The organism is Thiomicrospira sp. WB1 (assembly GCF_001507535.1).
Taxonomy (GTDB): domain Bacteria; phylum Pseudomonadota; class Gammaproteobacteria; order Thiomicrospirales; family Thiomicrospiraceae; genus Hydrogenovibrio.
This window is the reverse complement of record NZ_LQBN01000003.1, coordinates 103449-126961: the sequence shown is the minus strand read 5'-3', so window position 1 is coordinate 126961 and position 23513 is coordinate 103449. Positions and strand designations below refer to the sequence as shown.

Sequence of the window (23513 nt, the reverse complement as noted above, 5' to 3'; positions counted from 1 at the left end):
TTTTGGAGCGGTAGCGAAACAAAACCCGTCAGTGCAAGGTACCCGATTCAGCGCTGGCCGCCTCACCCGGCTGGGCAACCGGCTCAGGAATCACCCAATAATGCTGGGCCAGCACCGCCGCCAGTTCCGACGGTTTGCTCAAAGGATCGGTCATTTCCATATGATTCAGGCTGGGGCTCTGGATGTGGCCATCCGTTTTGGCCTGGGCGGCCAGATCGGCCACGGTGTCAGCCCCATTGCCGACCAGCTCCTGCGTATCGGGGTTCCAGAAGACCACTTTCTGTTCATGGTCCGTGCCCGGCAAAGGGTGCAATTCCAGGCGAATCCATTCCAGCGGAGGCTTGCCTGACGGGGTCGCGTCGACCGGACTGAACTGATCCGGCGCCGACTGGTCTGCCTGGGTTTCGATGATGTCATCTGGGCTGGAAAATGCCGATTTGGAAGAGTTGCTCACGTTGGGGTCCGCCTTCGGTTACGCATGAAAAAGACGCCTTCAGAGTAACATATCCACCGCTTCCTGCACAGAGGCCACCAATCGGTCCACGTCCTCGAACGAGTTATACACCCCAAAGGAAGCACGGACAGTGGCCGGCACCTGAAACTTCTGCATCACCGGCTGTGCGCAATGGTGACTGGCACGCACGGCGACCCCATCCTGATCCATCAAGGTTGCCAAATCATGCGGGTGCGCCCCCTCTATCACAAACGAAATCACGGCCGCTTTATGCTGGGCCTGCCCGATAATCACCAGGCCTGGTAACCTTTGCAACTGTTGGGTGGCATAGCTCAGCAGACGCTGTTCGTAAGCCTCAATCGCTTCGCGCTCCAAAGACTCGACAAACGCAATGGCGGCGCCCAACCCGACCACACCGGCGATATTTGGCGTCCCGGCTTCAAACTTATAGGGCAGTTCATTGTATTCGGTCTTCTCAAACGTCACAGTGTGGATCATGTCCCCCCCGCCCTGATAGGGCGGCATGCGATCCAATAGCGCTTCTCTGGCCCAGAGCACGCCTACGCCGGTGGGGCCATACATTTTATGCCCGGAAAACACATAAAAATCGCAACCAATCGCTTGCACATCGACAGGCAAATGAGCAATCGCCTGGGCACCATCCACCAGCACCTGCGCGCCTTTCTGTTTGGCCAGACGCGTCATGGCGGCCACATCATTAATGGTGCCCAGCGCATTGGACATATGTGAAATCGCCACCAGTTTCGTTCGCTCTGACAAAGCGGCTTCATAATCCGCCAGCGGCACTTCACCGCGTTCATTGATTGGTACCACCACCAGCTTAATGCCGATCTGGTCCCGCAGAAACTGCCAGGGAACAATATTGGAATGGTGCTCCAGCTCGGTGATCAGCACTTCATCCCCGGCCTGCAAAAACGCCCGTCCGTAACTTTGGGCGACCAGATTAATCGCCTCGGTGGCGCCGCGCACAAACACCACCTCCTTGCGCGACGACGCATGAACAAAGTCGACCACTCGGTCTCGCACACCCTCATACGCCTCGGTCGCCCGCTCGCTTAACGCATAGACCCCACGGTGAACGTTGGCGTTGTCGTGGCGATAATATTGCGCCACCGCATCAATCACGCTTTGCGGCTTTTGCGTGGTGGCCCCACTGTCCAGGTAAATCAGCGGGTGACCATTTTCGGTCTGAGCCAGAATCGGAAACTGGGACCGAATGCGTTGGATGTCAAAGGACTCACTCATGCATTTTCATCCCGCTGATGTTGCAGGCTGGGCAAAGCGACCAGACGCTTTGACAGATCATCGTGCAGCCATTGACGCAAGCTGTCGTGCGCAATCGATTCCAAAGGTTCCAGCAAGAACGCCTGCGTGATCATTCGAACCGCCTCATCGTGCTTAATCCCCCGTGCTTGCGCATAGAAAATCTGGTTGGCATCGATTTCTCCCGAGGCACAGCCATGCGAACAGGCCACATCGTCGGCGTAAATTTCCAACTGAGGCTTGGTATCCATTTTGGCTTTGGGCGACAGCAACAGATTTTTATTGTCCATCTGCCCGTCGGTTTTTTGCGCGGCCTTGGCGACCCCGATCATACCGTTAAACACCCCGCGGCCCTGATCCTGAACCACGAACTTATGCAATTGACGGCTGGTGCAATGAGCCGCACCGTGCTGGGTCTCGGTTCGCGCATCGGTCAATTGCTGGCCGCGCACCCAGGCCAGCGTATTCTGCTCGGCATCCGCGCCTTCGCCGTTGAGACAGACATAAGACTGCTGCCGAGACCAGCGCGCGCCCAGTGCCAAAGCATGATTCTGCCATTGGGAATGCGGCGCCTGATCCACATACGTCATGCTTGAAAGAAAGCTTTGGTCATTCAATCCCTGCCAGTCGACCTGGCGCGCCACCGCGCCATCTGCCAGAGACACCTGTTGCAGACGGTTCACCCAGCTGCGTGCCGCATCATCCAGACACGCGCACTGATTCAACCAGCTCATCTGGGCGTGATGGCCCAACTCAAACCGAACGCGCAGATTGACCAGGGCATCGTTTTGGGTCACCAGTTGTAAAATCTGCAACGGACGGGCGAGCACTTTATTCGGCGCCAGGCGGATGGTCAGCCCCTGATCCAGACACATTTCATTAATGTGCACAAACACATCGTCCACACTGGGCGCATCCGACGGTGCCACCGGACGTGCGGCATTGCGTGTGCCGTCCTGCACGCCCTGATAGCGTCGTAAATCAGCCAGTGTCATGGACTGAATGGCATCGGCGTCGGCCATCTCAATCGACAGGTCGTCATCAATCGCATCCAGACCGCCGGACAGCGATTCGGAAAACACCCCATCCACAAACACCAGCCGAATGGTTTCAAACGGCGGCAGGTAAGGGGTCAGGGCGGCGTCGCTCAAACCGGCCACGTCTGCCGGGTCCTGATCATTGTTCGGGGTCGCGGCCAAAGAAAAAGAGGATTCAAACAGCGGAGTCAAGCCGGTGTAATGCCAGTTTTCGTGTTTTCGAGTGGGCCAGCCGGTTTGACGCAGCTGCTCCGCAGCGGCGATACGGCGCGCCACCAATTTTTCGCGGGCCGGATCCGCCTGGTCGCGCTGATTTAACGCCTGGCTTTCTTGCTCCAGTGCTTCCAGGAGTGCACGCGCATTGGGCGGCATTTTCGGAAGCGTCGTTACCTGATTACGTTCTGTCATAGCAATGCCTGATTATTGACCGGTTTCATGAGACTGAATAATTTGATCGTAGCCTTCGTTTTCGAGTTTTTCCACCAGCTCAAACCCGCCGGACTTCACAATCTTTCCGTCATACAGCACATGCACCACATCCGGTTTGATATAATCAAGCAGACGCTGATAGTGCGTCACCACCAGAAAACTGCGCTCAGGCGAACGCAACGCATTGACCCCTTTGGCCACCACCTTCAACGCATCGATGTCGAGGCCGGAATCGGTCTCATCCATAATGCAAAGCTTGGGTTCCAACAACGCCATCTGGTACATATCATTGCGTTTTTTCTCGCCGCCGGAGAAGCCGACATTGACGGAACGTTCCAGCAGATCCGGGCGCATATTCAAGGTCGACATCTTCGACTGGGCGTATTCATCAAAATCAAACATATCCAGCGGGGCCTGCCCGCGCTCTTCGCGCACCGCATTGACCGCGGTCTGCATAAACAGTTTGTTACTGACCCCCGGGATTTCAACCGGGTACTGAAACGCCAGAAACACCCCTTTGCGTGCCCGTTCCTCCGGGTCCATCTCCAACAGGTCCTCGCCGTCAAACTGAGCCGACCCGTCCGTGACTTCATAGTCATCGCGCCCGGCCAGCACACTGGAAAGCGTGCTTTTTCCGGCCCCGTTCGGCCCCATGATCGCGTGGACTTCGCCCGGCTCTACCTGCAGGTTCAAGCCCTTAAGAATCGGCTGGCCGCCCTCGGCCACCTCTGCGTGAAGATTTTCAACATTCAATAACATAACGTCTCTCTCTGAATTAACCAGGCCTGGTTAAAAATGGGTTTGGCCTAAACGTTTACCTCTGAATCGGACCGGATACGGTTTAGCCGACAGACCCTTCCAGACTCACGGCCAAAAGTTCTTCGGCTTCCTGGGCGAACTCAAGCGGCAACTCGCTGAACACGTCTTTACAGAAACCATTCACGATCATGGAAATCGCGTCCTGCTCACTGATGCCGCGTTGCTGACAATAAAACAGCTGATCTTCTCCGATGCGGGAGGTCGTCGCCTCATGTTCCATTTGCGCCGATGGGTTTTCCACCTCGATGTACGGGAAGGTGTGCGCGCCGCACTGGTTGCCGATCAGCATGGAATCACACTGTGTAAAATTACGCGCATTGTCGGCACCGGGCAGAATGCGCACCAACCCACGATAGGTGTTGTCGGAGTGCCCCGCTGACAACCCTTTGGAAATAATCGTGCTGCGGGTGTTTTTGCCCAGGTGAATCATTTTGGTGCCGGTATCGGCCTGCTGTCGGCGGTTGGTCAAGGCCACTGAATAAAATTCACCGATGGAGTGATCCCCTTTCAGAACGCAGCTGGGGTATTTCCAGGTGATGGCCGAGCCGGTTTCGGCCTGGGTCCAGGACAGTTTGGCATGATCGCCCTCGCACACACCGCGCTTGGTGACAAAATTAAGAATGCCTCCCTCGCAGTCTTCATCGCCGGGGTACCAGTTCTGCACGGTGGAATACTTCACCTCGGCCCGTTCGTGCACGATGACTTCCACCACGGCCGCATGCAGCTGATACGTATCGCGTACCGGCGCCGAACAGCCTTCCAGATAGCTCACATAACTGCCTTTCTCGGCAATCAAAATCGTCCGCTCGAACTGACCGGTTTTGGCTTCATTGATGCGGAAATAGGTGGAAAGATCCACCGGGCAGCGCACCCCTTCGGGCACGTAGACAAAGGTGCCGTCTGATGCCACCGCCGAATTCAATGCCGCAAAATAATTGTCGTGATGTGGCACCACGGTGCCCAAATATTGCTGCACCAACTCCGGGTATTCCTGCACCGCTTCTGAAAAGGAGCAGAAAATAATGCCCAATTTGGACAATTCTTCGCGCTTGGTTGTGGACACCGACACCGAGTCAAAAATGGCATCGACGGCCACATCACTCTCACCGCTGCCATCCAGCGGCACACCCAGGGCTGCGAACGCTTTGGCCACTTCCGGGTCAATGCCCTCTTCCACTGGCTCGTCCTCGTCCACCGCGCATTGATTGCACTCAGGTGCGGAGTAGTAGCTGTAATCCTGGTAATCCAGCGGCTCATACTCGGCTTTGGCCCAGTGCGGCTCGGGCATTTTCTTCCAATGCTCAAACGCTTTCAGACGAAAATCCAACATCCACTGGGGTTCGTTCTTCTTGGCCGAAATCGCACGGATCACCGTTTCATTCAGGCCCTTTTCAAACGTTTCCACCGCGGTTTGAGTATAGAAACCTTCTTTGTAGTGCTGATTCTTACTCAGCAGGTCATTGATTTCCTGATATTGGGTCGCTTCTGTCATGCGAAGTCTCTGGTTGTCATTAATTTCTGACTATTTTAGTCAGAAATTGCCAAACTGTCTATGATGAATCCTGCTTATCAAACCACACAGCCGCGGATCAACTCCGCCAGCCAGGCATGATCCAGATCCATGCCCGACACACGCAACCAGCTTTCCGGCGACTCGGAATCGGCGGCATAAGGGACAACGCGCTGATAATCACCTTCAATCGCCACCCGGTTATCGTATTCAACCGTGTTGATCTCCCCTTCCACTCTCAGCAGGCACATGCACAGATTGTGCCGCGCTGCATCCAGCCCAGCCAGAAGCCCTTCCAGCGTCCATTGAGCATTGGGCTGAGCATTGATTGAGGAAAGCGACCACGCCTCGACTCGCCAGGTCGATTGCCAACGCTCACGCTGCGCCTGCCAGAGCGAATGGTCCTCGGGGGTGGCCGCCTTATCAGCCGCCTCCAACCACTGCAGAAGCCATCGGGATGAAGGAGGCGTCTGAGACAGCCACCAATGACGCGGCAAGGAGTCAGCGCTTGTGGTTTTTAACCAGGCCTGCCAGCGTTGCTGCTGCATCAGGTCTGCCTGCTCGGCAAAACTCATAATCACGCCTCGCGCCACCGACAGATCCGCCCTCAGCCACTGATCCGCCAGTGAATGAGGCGCTGGGGGCTCGGCCCTTGCATCCACCACGCAAAAAATAAGTTCATCCGGTCTCAGCGTGGACGGCACAGCCGGCTGACTCAGCTCAATCCACTTTAGGCCGTCAGCCACTGCCGCCTGACGCCAGCGCGTTTTGCCTGCTCCGGGCAGCCCGTTCAGCCAAATAGGGGTCATGTCGGTGCCAGACACTGCGTATAACCATCGGCCAGCGCTTGTAAAAACCGGGCATAAGGCAACGTGGCCTCATCAGCGCGAATCGCTTCGGCATCCGGCCAAAGCGTATGGCCTAAAGGGTCGAGCGTGCCGATGCGAACCGACAGATCCTTCACCACGTAAGCCACCTGACGTTGCGGAAACTGCGGGTCTTTGAATACACACTGAATGCCGTTCGATGCAATTTTTTCACGCAACTCGAGCACATGCCGAACCCCGGGACGAATCATGGGAGACAGTTGAATCGCGCCCTGATAATTCAGGTTAAAATGCTTTTCAAAATACTGGTAGGCGTCGTGTAACACCAGGTAGGGGCGCTCCGAGACCGGAGACAACTGCCGCGCTAATGCGTCGACCTGGCTCGACAACGCGGCCAGGCTGGTTTCAAGTCTCTGCGCGGTGGCTTGGGGCGTGTTGACCGACCAATGCTTGGCAAAGGCGTTTAAAAACGCCGATGCATTGGTGGGAGACAGCCAGATATGGCCATCGTCCTCGCCTTCATGATGGTGGTGATCATGATGGTCGTGTGCGGCCTGCGGCGAGGTTTCCAGCAAGCCTCGCTTCGGATAAAAAACCGAGGCTGAGTCCGTCATTCGCACCCATTGAGCGCCCTGGTCGTGTGCCTGCGCAAACGCGTCATTGGCCCAGACATCCACCGGGGTGCCCACCGACACCAGCACATCGGCCTCAGACACAGCCATACGCTGCGAGGGCCGAAACTCAAAGCCATGGGGCGAAGCCCCTTGGTTTAAGAGCACCACCAACCGGTCATTATCATCCAAAAACGGAGCGATCAGCGCACCCAGCGGGGGCAACGTCACCACCACGGTTTTGGCCCAGAGTGGCTGACTCACCCACCACATTAACACGCCGATCCACCAAAGGCTTCTGCGTTTCATACTTTTCTCCTCTACCAAAGCGCACTCATATCCACTAAAATCCAATCAATGAATACCACGCCACTTATCGAAGCTCACAATATCAGCCACCGCTTTGACGATCAGGACGTACTGTCCAATGTGTCATTGAGTTTGTATCCGGATGAAATCCTGACGTTGATCGGCCCCAATGGCGCTGGCAAATCCACGCTGCTTAAATTATTGCTGGGCTTGATGCAGCCAACGCAAGGCCGGATTCAACGCAAGCCTGGCCTGCGCGTGGGTTTCATGCCCCAGAAAATTCAAATCGACGACAGCCTGCCCTTAAGCGTGACGCGCTTTCTGAGCTTAGCTCGACCGCGCCATGAAAAGCGGTCAGAGTTTATCACAAAACTGGAAGCGGTCGCCGAGGAGCTGACGCTGGGCGGTTTGATGAAACGGCCGGTGCAGAAAATTTCCGGCGGAGAAATGCAACGGGTATTGCTGGCGAGAGCTTTACTGAAGTCGCCGGATTTATTGGTGCTGGACGAGCCCGTTCAGGGCGTTGATCTGCAGGGTCAGACCGAATTGTACGAATACATCAATGCCGTTCGCCTGCGCCATCATTGCGGCATTCTAATGGTCAGTCATGACCTGCATATCGTGATGAAGGACACTCACCGCGTGCTCTGTCTGAACCAGCACATCTGCTGTCAGGGCCACCCACAAACCATCTCCGGCACCGATGCCTTCAAAACGCTGTTCGGTGACGGGTTTGAGCAACTGGCTCTCTACGAACACCATCATTCCGAGGCCTGCGAACACGTGCATCCGACACAGGAATCAACGTCATCATGAGCCTGGACAGTCTTTTAACCTTACCTGACTTTTTGTTGTATGCCTTCGCGGGCGGTCTTTTGCTGGCTGTGATCGCGGCACCACTGGGCGTGTTTGTGGTCTGGCAAAAACAATCCTACTTTGGTGCCGCACTGGCTCATTCCGCGCTGCTCGGTGTCAGCCTGGGGTTGTGGTGGCAGCTGGACCTGACACTGGCAGTGATTGCCGTGTCGATTCTGGCCGCCCTGAGCATTGATTGGCTCAGCCGACATACCCGATTACCCAGTGACACACTTCTGGGGATTTTCGCTCACGCTTCACTGGCGCTGGCGCTGATTTTGATCAGTCTGCAGCAACCGACTCAAATCGACCTCATGGCCTACCTGTTTGGCGACATTCTCAGTCTGCAAACGGGCGAGCTGGTCGGGATTCTAATTCTGGGGCTGTGGATCGGGCGGTTTGTCTGGCGTCACTGGTCTGACATGCTGAACCTGACACTCAACAGCGATTTGGCCCAGATTGAAGGGATTGATACGCGCGCTTTGCAACGCCACTATCTGCTATTACTGGCCATTCTGATCGGCCTCGCCATCAAAGTGGTCGGGGTTCTGCTCATCACTTCATTACTGATTATGCCGGCCGCCAGTGCCCGGCGTTTTGCCCGCTCGCCGGAAACCATGCTGACTGGCGCCATGCTCCTGGGTGTGATTAGTGTGCTGGGCGGCCTGCTGGCCTCTTTTTTATGGGATTTACCCACCGGCCCGGCCATTGTGGCCGCGGCCACAGTTTTGTTCCTGACAAGCCTGCTCAAACGCGCCCATTGATCCGGCTCGAATATTGATCTGTTGTTCTTCAGGTTAATAAGAACCCGTCCAACAGATCAAACTGAAACCCCTTTTTGACCAGGCCTGGTTGTTTTTCAACCAGAACAAACAAAACGGTTCATAACCAATCGTGCCACAAGCAATGCCTGGGCAAGTTCCCATCACAAAGATTTCGTCGTGCTTCTTAGACCTGCCACAGGAAATGTCCCTTGCGCCTGTTTGAGCGAAGCGAGTTCGCAAGGGCCCTGTGGCAGGGCTTAGAATGCACAGAAAGCGTGTGCCGGGTGTGCTTTTTTGGTTCGTTTTTTACACAAGTAAAAAATGAACACGTCGGGGCTTGCTGAAGCATTCAGTTGAAGCCAGTCAAAAACCCTGGCGAAAACACGAAACGCCTGTCATCCCGACCGCAGCCGGAGGGTGCTTTGGCGTCCAGCTCCGTCTTTAAAGACCCTTCGGCTGCGCTCAGGGGGACAATGTTTTTGACCAGGCCTGGTCAAAAAACAGGCGTTTCGGCTTCATAATGGGCGGTCGACCCTTAGACCTCGTCCATCAGCTGATACAAGAGCGCCACCACTTCATCCGACTGGCGATCAACTTGGGCCAGACCGTCATCCACGGTTTCCGTGTCGTCAATGGCCTTGGCATCCATGACTTTTTTAATCGCCGCATGCATCTGAGCATGTTCTTCGCCCAGCTTTTGCATGGTGGGCATGTCCGCGTATTTCTGACCTTCGCCGTAATACCATTTGCCCAGCACACAGGCGGTCGGATCGGTCGCGGCTTCATACGTCACCCCAATGTCCATGCCGTCCACGAATGCCCGGATTTTGGCTTTCCACGCCAGGTGGGCCTGGACCATTTTGTCGAATTCCTGCGCCTGCTGAGAGGATTTGGCTTTGAGCGTACGCGTCTGTGTGGCCTGATCAATCTGAAACTCGCTGACCAGCTCCAACAGGTCGGAGGCCTGATGCAACAGATCCTGACTGCCCGCGGCCGCTTCTTCCACCAGACCGGCGTTCTGCTGGGTGGAATTTTCCATTTCCGAGACCGACTGACTCACCGAGTCAATGCCCACTGACTGCTCATTGGTGGCGGTGGCAATGGTTGACACCCGCTCGGAAATTTCGTCCATTGATGCATGAATTTCCTGAAGCACGTCGCTGGTTTCGCGCACATAACGCCCCGACTCGTCGCTGATCGCCACGGAGTTTTCAATCAGTTTTTTGATGTCGGCCGCCGCATCGGAAGATTTACCGGCCAGACTGCGGACCTCCCCGGCGACCACCGCAAATCCACGGCCGTGTTCACCGGCGCGTGCCGCTTCCACCGCCGCATTCAGCGCCAGCAGGTTCGTCTGGAACGCAATGCCGTCAATCAAGGTGATGATGTCATTGATCTTCTGACTGGCTTCGCTCATGCGATCCATGGACGCCAGTGCTTTTTGCATGACTTGACCACCTTCGGCCAGTTTGTTTTGCGCGGTTTGCGTCACCTCATTGGCGTGATTGGCACTTTCAGCGTTCTTTTTCACCGTGTCCGTCATCGACGCCATTTGTTGGGCGGTTTCTTCCAACGCGTGCGTCTGTTGCTGAATGCGCTCGGAGATGGACTCACTGCCATCGGCAATGCTACGCGCCTCATCCGCCACCGTACGCGTCACGGCCCCGACTTTACCGATCATGTCAGACATATTCAGAGTTGACGAATTCAGAGAGTCTTTCAACACCGCCATTTTGCCGTGGTAGTTGCCTTGTACCCGGTGGGTCAGATCGCCTTCACTGATCTGCGTCTGTACCGTGGCCACGTCTTCTACGAATGACTCCAACCCTTCCAGCGTTTCATTGATGGCTTCCTTCAAGGTAACCAACTCGCCTCGCGCCTCAGCAGTCACGCGGCGTGAGAAGTCCCCACGTGACAGGGCTTTCAAGGTTTTGGCAATGTCCTGAACACTGTTATCAAGCCGCTCCATTGCCACCGACAGATCGGTCATCACGCGCTCGTATTCCCCACTGAAATTCACAGCGTCGTTGTTTTCCATCTTGAACTGGCCGTTTCGCAGGTTGTAGGCGGTTTCGGTCAGGATCTGAATCATGGAGTGCACCTGCTCCACCGATTCATTGACCCCTTGCTTCAACGTGGAGAAATCACCCTGGTATTCTTTTTCGATGGTGTTGCCAAACTCCCCGTTTGACACGTCTTTCATGACGCCATTGACGTCATCGATGGCATCGTGAATGGTGGACAGAAGACCGTTGATGGCCTTGGAAGTTTCACCCAATTCATCTTTGGACAGCACCGCGACACGATGATTAAGCTCACCCGTCTCGCGGATTTTGAGCATGGTTTCACGCATGGCTTCAATCGGCTTCATAAAGCTGCGTGCCACAAAGAACCCGGCCACGGAGAACAAAACCACACTCACCAGCAGCACCGACCACATGGTGGTCACGGCAAATTTTTCCTGTTCTCTCAGCTCCTGAGCCGCTTTGGCATTCTGAGCCTGCTCATAAGCCTGAAAGTTTTGCACGATGTCGGTAAACGCCTGATACTTCTGACCGAATTCACCAATCAAAATGTCCACGGCGTCTTCATAAAACTGTTCGTCCGCCATCATTTTAAAACTGCCAAACGCCCGGTTGGCCGACACCACGTTTTCCCGAATGGCATCAAAGTATGCCTGCTCTTTTTTGTCCAAGGGCATGGCTTCCAACTGCTCGAATACCGCTCCGATTTCTTTGGCGGTTTCCTTGAGGCGTGCATCGGCCCGTTCCAGGAAAGCCTCATCCTCGGTAATCACCAAATCCCGCGAAAGAACGGCCCGCTCGTCGGTCAGGTTTTTCAGCTCATTGAGCAGAGCCACTTTCACCTGGGTCTCATTAACAATGCGGTTGATGGTCTGACTGCTTTGGTCAAACACATACTGCGCAATCAGATTTGAGGTCAACAGAAAAAACAGTGCCCCGAAGACACCGATGAACATGCGGGTTTTGATTCCCATGAGACGATCCTTCCTCTCGATTTGGCCACTCATTTTCACCGCCTTGCGCTTCGTCATCTTATTCGAAGTCATCATAGCGTTGAAATGGGTATTGATATTTTTGTGACAGTGGCAGCAAAAACCGTACCGAAAGGCTGTCTAGCCATTGGTAAAGCTTGCTTCTACGATGGGCATTCTATAGAAAATAGTCTTGTCAACGGATTGAAGTTTTTTATCCCGGTGTGAGGCCGGTTAATATTTCGTAAAAGTGACTAGACGCCTTCAGTGGCGGCGCTCGTAGGTCACATAATCGAACGCAAAGGCGTGGCGCGCATCGGCGGCATGGTGCGCCCGATAAGTTTCTTCCCAGTCGGCTGGGTTCCACTCAGGAAAGGCCGCGTCACCGTCGATTTCCGTGTCCACCCAGGTGACATAAAGTCGCTGCGCCACCGGCAGAAACTGCCGATACAGCTCGCCACCACCCATGATCATGATCTCAGGCGGCTGCGCATAGGCTTGCCGAACCTTTGCCAGCGCCGCTTGAGGCGATGTGACAAACACCAATCCGGTGTCGGAGGATCGCAGGGACGCATCCATGCTCTCCGTCGCTCTGGGCTGACGCGACACCACAATATTCAGGCGTTTGGGCAAAGGGCGCTGACCGATCGATTCAAACGTTTTGCGTCCCATGATCACCGGCTTGTTTAAGGTGTGCGCCTTGAAATGCTTGAAGTCATCGGGCAAATGCCAGGGCATCTGGTTGTCCCGACCAATCAGACGATGGCAATCCATGGCGGCAATCATGGCAATGTTTAGCCCTTCGGCGGCGGATTCCAATGTCTGTTCGGTCATACCGACACCTGAGCTTTGATGTGAGGGTGCGATTGATAATTGACGACTTCAAAATCGTCATATCGATAATCGAAAATACTGGGGGGCTGACGCTTAATCAGCAACTCCGGCAGCGGATAGGGTTGCCGCGTCAGTTGAAGCCGTGCCTGCTCAATCGTGTTCTGGTAGAGGTGCACATCACCGCCTGTCCAGACAAAATCACCGACTTTCAAGCCGGTCTGCTGGGCGATCATATGCGTCAGCAACGCATAACTGGCAATATTGAATGGCACGCCAAGAAAGGTATCGGCGCTGCGCTGATAGAGCTGACAGGACAGGCGGCCATCGGCCACATAAAACTGAAAAAACGCATGACAGGTGGCCAGAGCCATTTTGCCCATCGCCACATTTTCCTGGGGGCTGTAACGTTCGTCCGGCAAATCGGCGGGGTTCCATGCCGACACCAGCATCCGCCGACTGTTGGGGTTTTGTTTGAGCGTGTCGATAATGGTCTGGATCTGATTGATCTGCTCACCACTGGGGGTTTCCCAGGCAACCCATTGCTTGCCGTAAATGGGCCCCAGATCACCGTTATCCAACGCCCACTCGTCCCAGATGCGCACGCCATGCTCTTTCAGGTAAGCGTTATTGGTGTCGCCCTGAAGAAACCACAACAGCTCATGAATAATCGATTTCAGATGCACTTTTTTGGTGGTCACCAACGGAAAGCCCTCACTCAGATCAAACCGCATCTGATAACCAAACACCGAACGAGTGCCCGTGCCGGTTCGGTCGCCTTTGTCCACGCCGTTTTCGAGAATGTGTTCCAACAGTTGTAAATACTGCTTCATGCTTGATGTCCTTTCCGTTGACGATATGACCAGAGCCACAATCCCAGCCCAGCCAGAATCATAGGCAGTGACAGTACCTGCCCCATGGTGACCCAACCCCATGCCAGATACCCCAGCTGTGCATCGGGGACGCGCCAGAACTCGACCAGGAACCGGAAAACGCCATACCCTACGAGAAAGGCACCGGACACCGCACCCAACGGCGGCCGCCTGAAATGATAAATCAGCAGCAGCGCAAACAGCACCAGGCCTTCCAACAAAGCTTCCAGCAACTGGGTCGGGTAGCGCAACACCCATTGATTCAACGCCGGGTCAAACACGCGCATCCCCAGAGGGGATTGGGTCACCGCCCCCCAGAGTTCGCCATTAATGAAGTTACCGAGCCGGCCAAAAAACAACCCCATGGGCACCAACACCACGACAAAATCCGACACCACCAAAGGCGAGACCCGCATACGGTAGCGTGCGAACCACAACATGGCCAGGATCACCCCCAGCATCCCGCCATGAAACGACATGCCGCCCTGCCAGACCTTGAACACGTCCAATGGTTGATCGAGGTAATGCGCAAGATCGTAAAACAGGATATAGCCCAGGCGCCCTCCAAGCATCACACCGAGTGCACCATAAAACAGGAAATCATCCACCAGGGCTTTCGACCAATGTGCGTCGCGATGAGCCAGATAACGACCGAACAACCAGAAAAAAGCAAAGCCAAACAAGTACATCAGACCATACCAGTGCAGTTGCACCACCCCCAAATCGAGGGCAATCGGGTCAATCTGCGGGTACGTCCAGAAGGCGTCGGCCTCCGTCATCTCCTGCGCATCTGCTAACACCGCCACTCTCCACCACGCGACTCAACAAAAGCCACATTATGCGTGCTTTGCCCATCACAGGCAACCCAAACGAGCGCATACACGCTCGCGACAAAAAGATTGAAACAATTTGAAGGCAAGGCCCATGATTTGATGGGTACCGGATAATGTGCTAGGGTGCAAACGATTCTTTATACAGTCAGCCGTGCGGCGGCAGACCTGAACAAGCTCGCCACAGAGCCAACGTCACCAACCAAAAGGACAATCAACATGTCGAAACAATCGTCACACCTGACTCAACTGTTTGCTGCGGTCGCGCTGGTTTTATCCATGACCAGCGCCCAGGCACAGCCGGGCATGGGCCAGGCTGCCGGACAGGGACAGCCACAGTTGACCCAGGAACAGCAACAATTACTGCAGAAAATGCAACAGACCCAGCAGCAGTTGCAACAGACCCAGCAACAACTGCAAACCTATCAGCAACAGGCCTATGAACAAACGCCCGAACTGCAGAAAAAGCGTCAGGCTTTGCAGGACAAGATCGCTGAAAAAATGAATACCGGCGGCTATGATGCCGAGCAGGAAATGAAAGCGCTCAATGACATGGTGGCCAAATACCAGAACAGTGGCCAGAAACCCAGCCAGGAAGCCATTCAGGCTTATCAGAAACGCCAGCGAACCTTTCAGCAAAAGCAACAGCAAGCGTTTCAGGACCCGGAAGTGCAGAAAATGTCCAACAACCTGCAGACACAGGTCCGCAATGTCATGACCGAAATGGCCCCCAAAAGCAAGCAGCTGATGGCCACTATGCAGCGTCAAATCAAAGAGCTGCAATCACTGCGTCAACAACTGCAGGGCATGATGGGACGCTGAACCTTGAGGTTTCTCCGACCGCAACGCAAAAAGGCGCCGAATTCGGCGCCTTTTTTATGATCGGGTTCACTTGAAAGACCTGAAAGACCCGGTTTTCACCAGGCCTGGTAAAAAACGATTTCAGTCCTCAGTCCTCAGGATTGCCCCATGGCCTTCAACTGATCAAACACCCCGTCGGCCAGCATCACATCCACATTCAGCACAATCAACATCTGCTGAACTTCGGCCTGTTCCACCACTGCCAAGCCCTTGATGAATTCATCATCAATGCGGTCCGCGCCCGTGTCAAAGCTCGGCGTTTTCTGCAGTGTGGTCGGATCCACATCTTCCACGTCACTGACACCATCCACGACCAAGCCCACGGTTTTTTCCTTAAAACCGCCGTTTTCATCTTCGGTATGAAATTTGGTAATGATCACAACCGTCGAATCGTCATAGGTCACATTCTGAAAATTGAAGCGTTCACGCAGGTCGATGATCGGCACCACCGCACCACGCATGTTGATGACGCCTTTGACGTAATGCGGCACATTAGGCAGAGGGGTCGCATTTTCCCAGCCGCGAATTTCCTGGATACGCAGGATGTCGATGCCATAAATTTCATCGCCCAGGATAAAGGACAGGTACTGTTCCATGTCATCGCTGGCGATGTTGAGCACCTTTTCTTCAACCTGCTTTTCGTCGTGTTGCTGCTGTGGTTCCGCACTCATGATGCCTTCCCCTGATAATCATTGTCTGTTTGCCATTATGGCAAATTTCCATTTGAAAACAACCGATTTTTTGTCGGCCCGTTCAGCTGTAGTAAACTGATCCAACGCATCCACCATCCTGACAACAGTAAGGGAGACGTTCGTGCACCTTCCCATCAAAGCCGGCATCGAAAACGCAACGCGCATCCTCAAAACCACACCGCTTGACGCCGTTCCGCCTGAAATCTATGAGCTGGAAACCCTGATGCAGGAAGAGGCGCCCAATTCACATGATGTGGCGGACCTGCTTTCTCGCAACCCGGACATACTGGGTGAGTTTCTAAGCCTGGCCAATCGGGTACTAAACCGACCGGAAGACGACCTGATTCTCCATGCCATGGCGGCGGTCAACATCATGGGACTGGATGAAATCCATCATCTGTTTTTGAGCACTTATCTCCAAAAACACCTGCCCGTGAATCTGACCGACCGCAAGCTGATTGAGCATGACCTGCGCACCGGCATCGCCGCAGCCGAATTATCCTACTGGGTTGCTGGCATCAGCCGCACCCAGGCTTACCTTTATGCTTTCATGCAAAACATCGGGGCCCTGGTCATGCTGCGCTACGATCCGGAGACCTACGGCGAGCGCTTTCTCAACCCTCAGATGAACCAGCCGGTGAGCGCTCATCAGGACGAAATCACCCATTATCAAACCGCCCATACGTTCGTCGGCAGCATCATTGCTCACCGCTGGCATCTGGGGGAGACACTCAGCAAAACCCTGCTCTTTCACCACCAACCGGATTTGATCGAATTGGAAAGCTATCAACCCAGTGTGGCCAAAATGGTGGCGCTGATTCACATCGCCAATTACCTGGTTTTCCAGCATTTTTCAGACCATTTCATGGTCCGCGAACTGGAACAGCTATTTGAAAACGCCTGCGATTACCTTGAGCTGCCGGACAACGCCATCAGCGCTGCCGAAGCAGCGCTGGAGAAATGGGGGGACAGCGGCCATCTACCGGAGGCAGCCCACTGAGTGCCTAAATCTTAAACTGGCGTACCAATTCATCCAATTTGCTCGCCAACTGTTGCAGACGGTTGCTGGAGGCTTCGGTGTTGCCCGCGCCATCCGCGGTATTCTGGGACACGTAATGGATTTTATTAATGTGAGCGTTCACCTCTTGCGCCAGCGCCGTCTGTGCCTGGGCTGCGGTCAGCATTTCCGAACTCATGTGGTTGATGTCTTCAATCAGAATCACCACCGGACTCAACACTTCTTCCACGCGCATCACGGAATCATAGCCCTGTTTCGTGGTTTCACGCCCCACATCCACCACGCTGACCGTGCTTTCGGTGGCTTTTTGAATTTTTTCGATCACTTCTTCAATCTGTGTGGTGGATTCCTGAGTCCGTTGTGCCAGGACCCGCACCTGATCGGCGACCACCGCAAACCCTCGACCGTGCTCACCGGCACGCGCCGCCTCAATCGCCGCGTTCAGCGCCAACAGGTTGGTCTGTTCGGCAATCTCGCGGATCACATTGGTGACCGTGCTGATGGTCTGGCTGTCATGGTTAAGCTGGTTGACCGCTTCGGTGATTTTTTCCATTTCCGTTGACACCTGACGGATGGTCATGCCAGCACTTTTGACCACTTCGCCCCCTTCTTTGACCCGCTCGGCTGCCTGCTCAGTCGAACGGGATGTGTTGTGCGAATGGTCCTCCACGCTCTTGGCTTTTTCCGACATGGAGATCATGGATTCCGACAACTGGTTGGAGGCGTTCAATTGCTCATCGGTGCCCTCTTTAGTGGAATGCGTCACTTCCAGCATGCTGCGCGACGCGCCCTCGAGTTCATCCACGGTTTCGGTCACTTCACGCAGTGTCTGCTGCATGCGACCGATGAATTCATTGAAGTAGTAAGCCAGGTTGGCTAACTCATCCTTGCCGTCAACATGAAGACGACGGGTCAGATCCCCTTCACCATAAGCAATGTCTTTCATCGCCTCGGCGGAGCGTTTCACCGGCCGCACCACCGAATTCGTCACACGCTTGGAAATCAGCATCCCCACCAGCTGGCCGATGACCGACAACGCCAGCAGAATGATCAGGTTGCGCAGGGTTGAATCCACGACTTCGTCACTGGTTTCCTGCATGGCCCGGGTAGCGCCGGTGGCGATTTCTTCCAACTGCACTTCCAGCGTCTGGAACAACGGTTGGATCTTATTTTGCATCAGCCAGGTATCCATGCGCCACTTAGGCCCTTCATGGATCAGCTTCAATTGCATGAAATTTTCTCGATAGATTTCATAGGCCTGCTGGGCCGTTTCCACGCCCATTTCTTCTTCAAACGTCAGTTCGAGCGAATCCTGCTGGGCCAGGTCACGCAAACCGGCTTCCACCAGATCCAGATAGTCCTCCGTGGTATTGACCATATTTTCGGAGCGAAACGCCACGTAACCCCGCACACCACTGAGCACGTTCAACCAATTCTTTTGCAAGTCCAGCAGAATATCCAGAATGGGTTTGCGTTCAGGACGCAGATCGTTCCATTCGGATTGGATCATGAGGCTGATTTGCTGCTGAATCGTCACCGCATGCGGCATCAGATTTTTGTCCACAAACGCAAACGCGGGGAATTTTTTGCTACGATCGGACTGAAGGGATTGAACTTCCTGGACGTATTCCGGCAAGGCACTGAGACTGGTGGCAATTTTTTCCAGGTTCTGCGATTCGATATCAGACTGCCCGGCGGCTTTCTGTTTCAGGCCGGCCAGCATGGCTTCGGTTTGCGATAGGCCATCGCGAACCCCTTGCAAGGTTTCGTCTTCGCCTGTGAGCATGTACTGACCGAGCGTGCTCATGGTTTTTTCCAGTTGCATGGCCATCTGGTTGGCCTGCAAGGCAATGGGCTGGCGCTCCTCGACCACCTCTTTGACGTTTTCACGCACAATGTAGAGATTGACCACGGCCTGGATGGTGATCACAGCCAGTACGGCCCAGATCACACCAAAACCAAAACGCATCTTTTGCTTGATGGTGAGTTTCTTTAAAAAGTTTTCCATGCAAAAACCCGCTGTTGTCTGGGAGCCCGAACGTCGAGCTCAAAAAATGAAACTGTGGGTTCTCAAGCAATCATAATGCCAAGTGGTAATGGGTGAACCAGCGATCAGTCACGACGCGGGTATTGACCCCGCGCAATCAGTCCGCCGTCTACTGTCAGATTGGCACCGGTCATCCAGGCCGATGAGTCACTGAGCAGGAACGCCGTGGCCTGCCCCATGTCTTCCACCGTGCCGTAACGACCCACTGGCATCGCGCCTTCCCATTTCTGTTTCATCGCCGGTTGCGACAAAATGGTTTCGGTGCGCTCCACTGGGACCACCCCGGGCGCCAAAACATTGACACGCACGCCATACTGCCCCCATTCGACTGCCTGCACCTTGGTCATGGCATCCATGCCGGCCTTGGACGCAGCGTAGGCAGCAAACCATTCACAGGTCTGCTGACCATGAATGCTGCTGTTGTTGACGATCACACCGGCTTGAGATTGCGCCCGGCACGCCTGAGCAAACGCCGTGCTCAGCAGATACGGGGCCTGGAGGTTGACCGCCAGAGTCTGAGCAAACTTGGTTCCGGCCGGGTCTTTTTCACTCAGGCACTTGGTCACGATTCCGGCATTGTTGACCAGCCCATCCAAACCGCTGTAGAGCGACCAGGCCTGGTCAAAAAAGGCACGCACGTCATCGAGCTGAGCAAAATCCTGCTGCAGGGCCGAGGCTTCCGCTCCCAGCTCATGCACGGCCGATAAGGTCTTTTCCACGCCGTCACGATTGCGATTGTAATGCAACACCAGGCGGCAACCATTTGCCGCCAGGGTTTTTGCCATCCCCGCACCAATGCCGCTGGACGCGCCGGTGATTAAGATGCGCTTATCGCGCAAATCTGAAAACATCGCATTGCTCATTGTCTCTCCTCTTGATTCAGTCGTTTCAGGACGCGTTGCGCCACAATCTCGGTGACACGCTTGGGTGCGCCGGCACGCAATGCCTGGGAAGCATGGTTCAATCGCTCGGGAACCAGCCATTCACTCAAGGCATTGGCCAGCCCCTCGGGGCTTAAGTCGGCCTGTTGCTGCACTTGCCCGCCGCCGAACGCAACCAGCGCTTGTGCATTGGCCGTCTGATGGTCGTCCACGGCATAAGGAAAGGGAATCAAAATCGCCGGTCGGGCCGCAGTCATCAACTCTGAAACCGTCAAAGCTCCGGCGCGGGCGAGCACCAGATCAGCCCAGTCATACGCCGCAACCATGTCGTCCACAAACGGCACCACTTCCGCCGTCACGCCCGCCTGAGTGTAGGCATTCTGCGTGGCCGCCAGCATGGCCTGACCGGTCTGATGTCTGATTTGGGGGCGCTGTGACGCTGGCAACAAGGCCAACGCCTGCGGCACCAATTCATTGATGGCCTTGGCCCCTCGGCTGCCGCCCATCACCAGCAGATTGCCCGGTGACTGCATGCGCACCGGCGGTAAGGCTTCCAGCTCGGGGAGCACCGGGTTGCCCAGCACCACCGCTCGAGGCCGTCCTTTTGCCGCCTGCTCGAAAGCGCAGACAAGGGTTTCGGCAAAGGGGGCCAGCCAACGATTGGTCAGCCCCATGATGGCATTTTGTTCGTGTAACCACAAAGGGCGACGCATCAGCCGGGTGGCCAGACCACCGGGCCCACAGACAAAGCCTCCCATCCCCAAAACCAGATCCGGTTGGGTTTGACGCAAAATGCGCAGCGTTTGCCACATTGCCTTGGCAACCCGCCACGGGGCTTTCAACCAACCCAAAAGACCATTGCCACGCAAGCCTTTAATCCGAATCGAATGAAACTCAATTCCGGCCTGGCGCACCCAATCGGCTTCCATACCGCCTTCGGTGCCAAGCCAAACCACGTTTACCGATTCCGCTGTCAGTGCCCTGGCCAACGCCAGGCCGGGAAACACATGTCCGCCTGTGCCACCCGCCATGATCATCAGTGTTCTGGGCTTAGCCATGCTCCCCTCCTTTTGAATCTGCAGGATCCGTCGATCGGGGTTCAGCGTGCACGCCTGCCTGTTTCAGTGCCTGACGTGTTTCCATATCAACCCGAATCACCAGTGCCAGCGCTACCATAATCATCAACACACTGGAACCGCCATAACTCATCAGAGGCAGGGTCAGGCCTTTGGTTGGGAACAACCCCAGGTTCACCCCGATATTGATCATGGCCTGCAGCGCCACCCAGATGCCCACGCCATAGGCGATCAGCCCACCAAAATGTGTCTGCGTGGCTTCGGTCCCGAATGCCTGATTGGCGCGGCGTCCAATGCGAAAACAACGGATCAGAATCAGTGCATACAACCCAATCAGGGCGAGGACGCCAACCAGACCATATTCTTCGGCAAAAATCGCAAACAGAAAATCAGTATGTGCATCCGGCAGATAAAGCAGTTTCTGCACGCTTTCACCCATGCCCACGCCCAGCCACTCGCCCCGGCCCAGCGCAATCAGCGCCTGAGTCAACTGATAGCCCTGCCCGAACGGATCGGCCCAGGGGTCGAGAAAGTTACTCACCCTGGCCATGCGATAGGGCGAGGTAATGATCATAAACACCAGCAGGGCGGCAATGGGCACCACGGTAATCACAAAATAGCGCCAGGGCGCACCGGCAATCAGCAGCATGCCGGTAATGATCACCGCGATCACAAAGGTACTGCCAAAATCCGGCTCCATTAGCAGCAGCACCGCCATCGCGCCAAAGGGCAGCATCAACCGAATCACCGCTTCATATTGCTCTCGGACGGCTTGTCCGTGCCGGGCCAGATAGCCCGCCATAAACACCACCACCGCCAGCTTGACGTATTCCGACACCTGAAAATTCATCACCCCGAGAGGCAACCAGCGTTTGGCCCCGTTCACTTCGCGCCCGAACACCAGTACCAGAATCAACAACCCCAACCCCAGCAGAAACAACTTGCCCCGCTGCTGGCGCCAAACCGACAAGGGCACATGCACAATCACCCAGGCCGCCACCAGCCCCAACCCCATGGCCATCGCCTGACGACCCAGAAAATGGGTGGCATGACCGAAATATTTTTCACTGATGGCCACCGAGCTTGAACCGACCATCAACAACCCCAGTGCCATCAGGGCCGCCACGGCACCAACCAGCACCCAGTCCAGGTCCCACTGTCGAGTACGATCAGGCGTCAGCGTCATAAAGCTCTCTCACGCATTGGGCAAACACCTCGCCCCGCTCAATGTAATCGCGAAACTGGTCAAAGCTGGCACAAGCCGGTGAGAGTAGGACGGTATCGCCTGACTGGGCCATCGAAGCCGCCGCATAAATGGCTTCCTGCATGGTCACCACCTGTGTCACCCGCTCCGGCGGCATCACGGCCGCCAGTGTCTCCCGATCCTGACCGAACAGAATCACACCAGCGGCGTAGCGCCGGACCGCTTTGCCCAGTTCGGTAAAATCCGCCGCTTTGTCCACACCGCCAGCCAACAGAAACAGCCGCCCCTTGCAGTCGTTCGCGGTGGAGGCAATGGCGGTCACGCTTGCCCCCACGTTGGTCCCTTTGGAGTCATTGATCCAGGTTACGCCGTCAAAGCACCCGACACGCTCTGTCCGGTGCGGCAACCCATTAAAACAAGCCAACACCTGAGTAAACACCGCCGGCGACAAACGAAACGGGCGGCATAACGCCATCATTGCCAATGCATTAAGCTGGTCATGATGACCCTGCCGGCACATTTCCGCCACCGGCACCACGGCTTCACTGCCCCAACCCAACCAGGCCTGGTCATTTTTGTAGAGGACACCGTAACGATCCGTTTCTCCGTCTTGCGGCGTCTCCAGTGCAAACACCAGCTTGTTGCCATCGTCCGGGTACAAATGGGTCAGGCGCGGATCATCGGGCAGAACCGCCCAGTCAGTGTCATCCAGCAGACTCATTTTGGCCTGAATGTAATCGGCCAGCGACGGATAACGATCCATGTGGTCTTCGCAAATGTTCAAAATCGCTGCCGAGGCACACTGTAAAGAATAGGTGGTTTCCAGCTGGAAGCTTGACAGCTCGAGCACATATACGTCGTAATCCCGGGCATCGCAAAGCAGATTCAGCGCAGGCTGACCGATGTTGCCGCCCATCCCTACCTGATAACCACCCAATGCCAGGGCTTGCGCCACCAGAGTGGTCACCGTGGATTTGCCATTGGAGCCGGTAATCGCCACGATGGGCGCGCCTGCCGCCCGAGCAAACAGTTCAATGTCGCCGATGATCTCTACCCCATTGTCGGCCAGCTTCTGTACCCAGGATTCCGAGCGCGGCAACCCAGGGCTCAACACCACGGTGGATATTTTTTTGCCCCAATGCGCCGGCAGCGTCCCAGTGGCAAAAACCACCTCGGGCCAGCGCTCGGTCAAGGCCGACACATCAAGATCGGCTCGGGTGTCATACGCCAGACACGGCTCTCCCTGACTGGCAAAGTAATTCAACACGCTCTGCCCTGTGACGCCCAACCCGGCAACTAAATACATA

21 protein-coding genes are annotated in these 23513 nt (G+C 55.4%); 4 read left to right on the top strand and 17 right to left on the bottom strand.

Annotated features, from left to right (window positions below; all coding sequences use genetic code 11):
* Positions 1-28: 28 nt before the first annotated feature.
* The 7 genes from AVO41_RS07685 to AVO41_RS07655 form a co-directional block, all read right to left on the bottom strand.
* The gene (locus AVO41_RS07685; RefSeq protein WP_068585167.1) at positions 29-454 is read right to left on the bottom strand and encodes a hypothetical protein; all 426 of its coding nucleotides are present in this window, start codon (positions 452-454) and stop codon (positions 29-31) included.
* Positions 455-493: 39 nt separating this feature from the next.
* Positions 494-1720 carry an aminotransferase class V-fold PLP-dependent enzyme gene (locus AVO41_RS07680; protein WP_068585164.1) on the bottom strand — a complete coding sequence of 409 codons (1227 nt, stop codon included), beginning with the start codon at positions 1718-1720 and terminating at the stop codon, positions 494-496.
* The gene (locus AVO41_RS07675; protein ID WP_068585161.1) at positions 1717-3183 is read right to left on the bottom strand and encodes a SufD family Fe-S cluster assembly protein; all 1467 of its coding nucleotides are present in this window, start codon (positions 3181-3183) and stop codon (positions 1717-1719) included. The genes AVO41_RS07680 and AVO41_RS07675 overlap by 4 nt, the downstream gene beginning before the upstream one ends.
* A 12-nt stretch (positions 3184-3195) precedes the next feature.
* Entirely contained in the window at positions 3196-3963 is a 768-nt protein-coding gene (gene sufC, locus AVO41_RS07670) for a Fe-S cluster assembly ATPase SufC (protein ID WP_068585157.1), read from the bottom strand.
* Between the two features lie 82 nt (positions 3964-4045).
* Positions 4046-5515 carry a Fe-S cluster assembly protein SufB gene (gene sufB / locus AVO41_RS07665; RefSeq protein WP_068585154.1) on the bottom strand — a complete coding sequence of 490 codons (1470 nt, stop codon included), beginning with the start codon at positions 5513-5515 and terminating at the stop codon, positions 4046-4048.
* 77 nt (positions 5516-5592) lie between these two features.
* Positions 5593-6342, bottom strand: a complete 750-nt coding sequence (locus tag AVO41_RS07660; protein WP_068585152.1) for a hypothetical protein — start codon at positions 6340-6342, stop codon at positions 5593-5595.
* Positions 6339-7280 carry a metal ABC transporter solute-binding protein, Zn/Mn family gene (locus AVO41_RS07655; protein WP_082676645.1) on the bottom strand — a complete coding sequence of 314 codons (942 nt, stop codon included), beginning with the start codon at positions 7278-7280 and terminating at the stop codon, positions 6339-6341. Before AVO41_RS07655 ends, AVO41_RS07660 begins: the two co-directional genes overlap by 4 nt.
* Before the next feature lie 48 nt (positions 7281-7328).
* Between AVO41_RS07655 and AVO41_RS07650 the strand changes: the two genes are divergently transcribed.
* Together AVO41_RS07650 and AVO41_RS07645 are read left to right on the top strand one after the other, a co-directional pair.
* Entirely contained in the window at positions 7329-8096 is a 768-nt protein-coding gene (locus AVO41_RS07650; RefSeq protein ID WP_068585147.1) for an ATP-binding cassette domain-containing protein, read from the top strand.
* Entirely contained in the window at positions 8093-8899 is an 807-nt protein-coding gene (locus AVO41_RS07645) for a metal ABC transporter permease (protein WP_068585145.1), read from the top strand. Before AVO41_RS07650 ends, AVO41_RS07645 begins: the two co-directional genes overlap by 4 nt.
* A gap of 535 nt (positions 8900-9434) precedes the next feature.
* Here AVO41_RS07645 and AVO41_RS07640 read toward each other — a convergent pair.
* The 4 genes from AVO41_RS07640 to lgt form a co-directional block, all read right to left on the bottom strand.
* Positions 9435-11897: a methyl-accepting chemotaxis protein gene (locus AVO41_RS07640; RefSeq protein ID WP_068585143.1), complete on the bottom strand. Its 2463-nt coding sequence runs from the start codon at positions 11895-11897 to the stop codon at positions 9435-9437.
* A gap of 261 nt (positions 11898-12158) precedes the next feature.
* On the bottom strand, positions 12159-12728 hold the full coding sequence (folA, locus tag AVO41_RS07635; protein ID WP_201022866.1) for a type 3 dihydrofolate reductase: 570 nt from the start codon (positions 12726-12728) through the stop codon (positions 12159-12161).
* A complete protein-coding gene (locus tag AVO41_RS07630) occupies positions 12725-13558 on the bottom strand; it encodes a thymidylate synthase (RefSeq protein WP_068585140.1) in 834 nt (277 codons plus the stop codon). The genes folA and AVO41_RS07630 overlap by 4 nt, the downstream gene beginning before the upstream one ends.
* The gene (lgt, locus tag AVO41_RS07625) at positions 13555-14376 is read right to left on the bottom strand and encodes a prolipoprotein diacylglyceryl transferase (RefSeq protein WP_068585137.1); all 822 of its coding nucleotides are present in this window, start codon (positions 14374-14376) and stop codon (positions 13555-13557) included. The genes AVO41_RS07630 and lgt overlap by 4 nt, the downstream gene beginning before the upstream one ends.
* 270 nt (positions 14377-14646) lie before the next feature.
* On the opposite strand from lgt, the gene AVO41_RS07620 reads away from it, so the two are divergent.
* The gene (locus AVO41_RS07620) at positions 14647-15249 is read left to right on the top strand and encodes a hypothetical protein (RefSeq protein WP_068585134.1); all 603 of its coding nucleotides are present in this window, start codon (positions 14647-14649) and stop codon (positions 15247-15249) included.
* A gap of 134 nt (positions 15250-15383) precedes the next feature.
* Here the strand turns inward: AVO41_RS07620 and AVO41_RS07615 are convergent, their stop codons facing one another.
* Positions 15384-15959, bottom strand: a complete 576-nt coding sequence (locus tag AVO41_RS07615) for a chemotaxis protein CheW (RefSeq protein WP_068585132.1) — start codon at positions 15957-15959, stop codon at positions 15384-15386.
* A gap of 142 nt (positions 15960-16101) precedes the next feature.
* On the opposite strand from AVO41_RS07615, the gene AVO41_RS07610 reads away from it, so the two are divergent.
* A complete protein-coding gene (locus tag AVO41_RS07610) occupies positions 16102-16980 on the top strand; it encodes an HDOD domain-containing protein (protein WP_068585129.1) in 879 nt (292 codons plus the stop codon).
* 4 nt (positions 16981-16984) lie between these two features.
* Here the strand turns inward: AVO41_RS07610 and AVO41_RS07605 are convergent, their stop codons facing one another.
* From AVO41_RS07605 to murD, 5 genes are all read right to left on the bottom strand, one after another.
* On the bottom strand, positions 16985-19006 hold the full coding sequence (locus tag AVO41_RS07605; RefSeq protein ID WP_068585126.1) for a methyl-accepting chemotaxis protein: 2022 nt from the start codon (positions 19004-19006) through the stop codon (positions 16985-16987).
* A 104-nt stretch (positions 19007-19110) separates the two neighbouring features.
* Complete coding sequence (locus tag AVO41_RS07600; protein ID WP_068585123.1) at positions 19111-19908, bottom strand: SDR family NAD(P)-dependent oxidoreductase; 798 nt, start codon at positions 19906-19908, stop codon at positions 19111-19113.
* On the bottom strand, positions 19905-20984 hold the full coding sequence (murG, locus tag AVO41_RS07595; RefSeq protein ID WP_068585120.1) for an undecaprenyldiphospho-muramoylpentapeptide beta-N-acetylglucosaminyltransferase: 1080 nt from the start codon (positions 20982-20984) through the stop codon (positions 19905-19907). Before murG ends, AVO41_RS07600 begins: the two co-directional genes overlap by 4 nt.
* Positions 20977-22188, bottom strand: coding sequence for a putative lipid II flippase FtsW (gene ftsW, locus AVO41_RS07590; RefSeq protein ID WP_082676643.1), 1212 nt, complete (start codon positions 22186-22188; stop codon positions 20977-20979). Before ftsW ends, murG begins: the two co-directional genes overlap by 8 nt.
* Complete coding sequence (murD, locus tag AVO41_RS07585; protein ID WP_068585117.1) at positions 22172-23512, bottom strand: UDP-N-acetylmuramoyl-L-alanine--D-glutamate ligase; 1341 nt, start codon at positions 23510-23512, stop codon at positions 22172-22174. Before murD ends, ftsW begins: the two co-directional genes overlap by 17 nt.
* Position 23513: the final 1 nt, after the last annotated feature.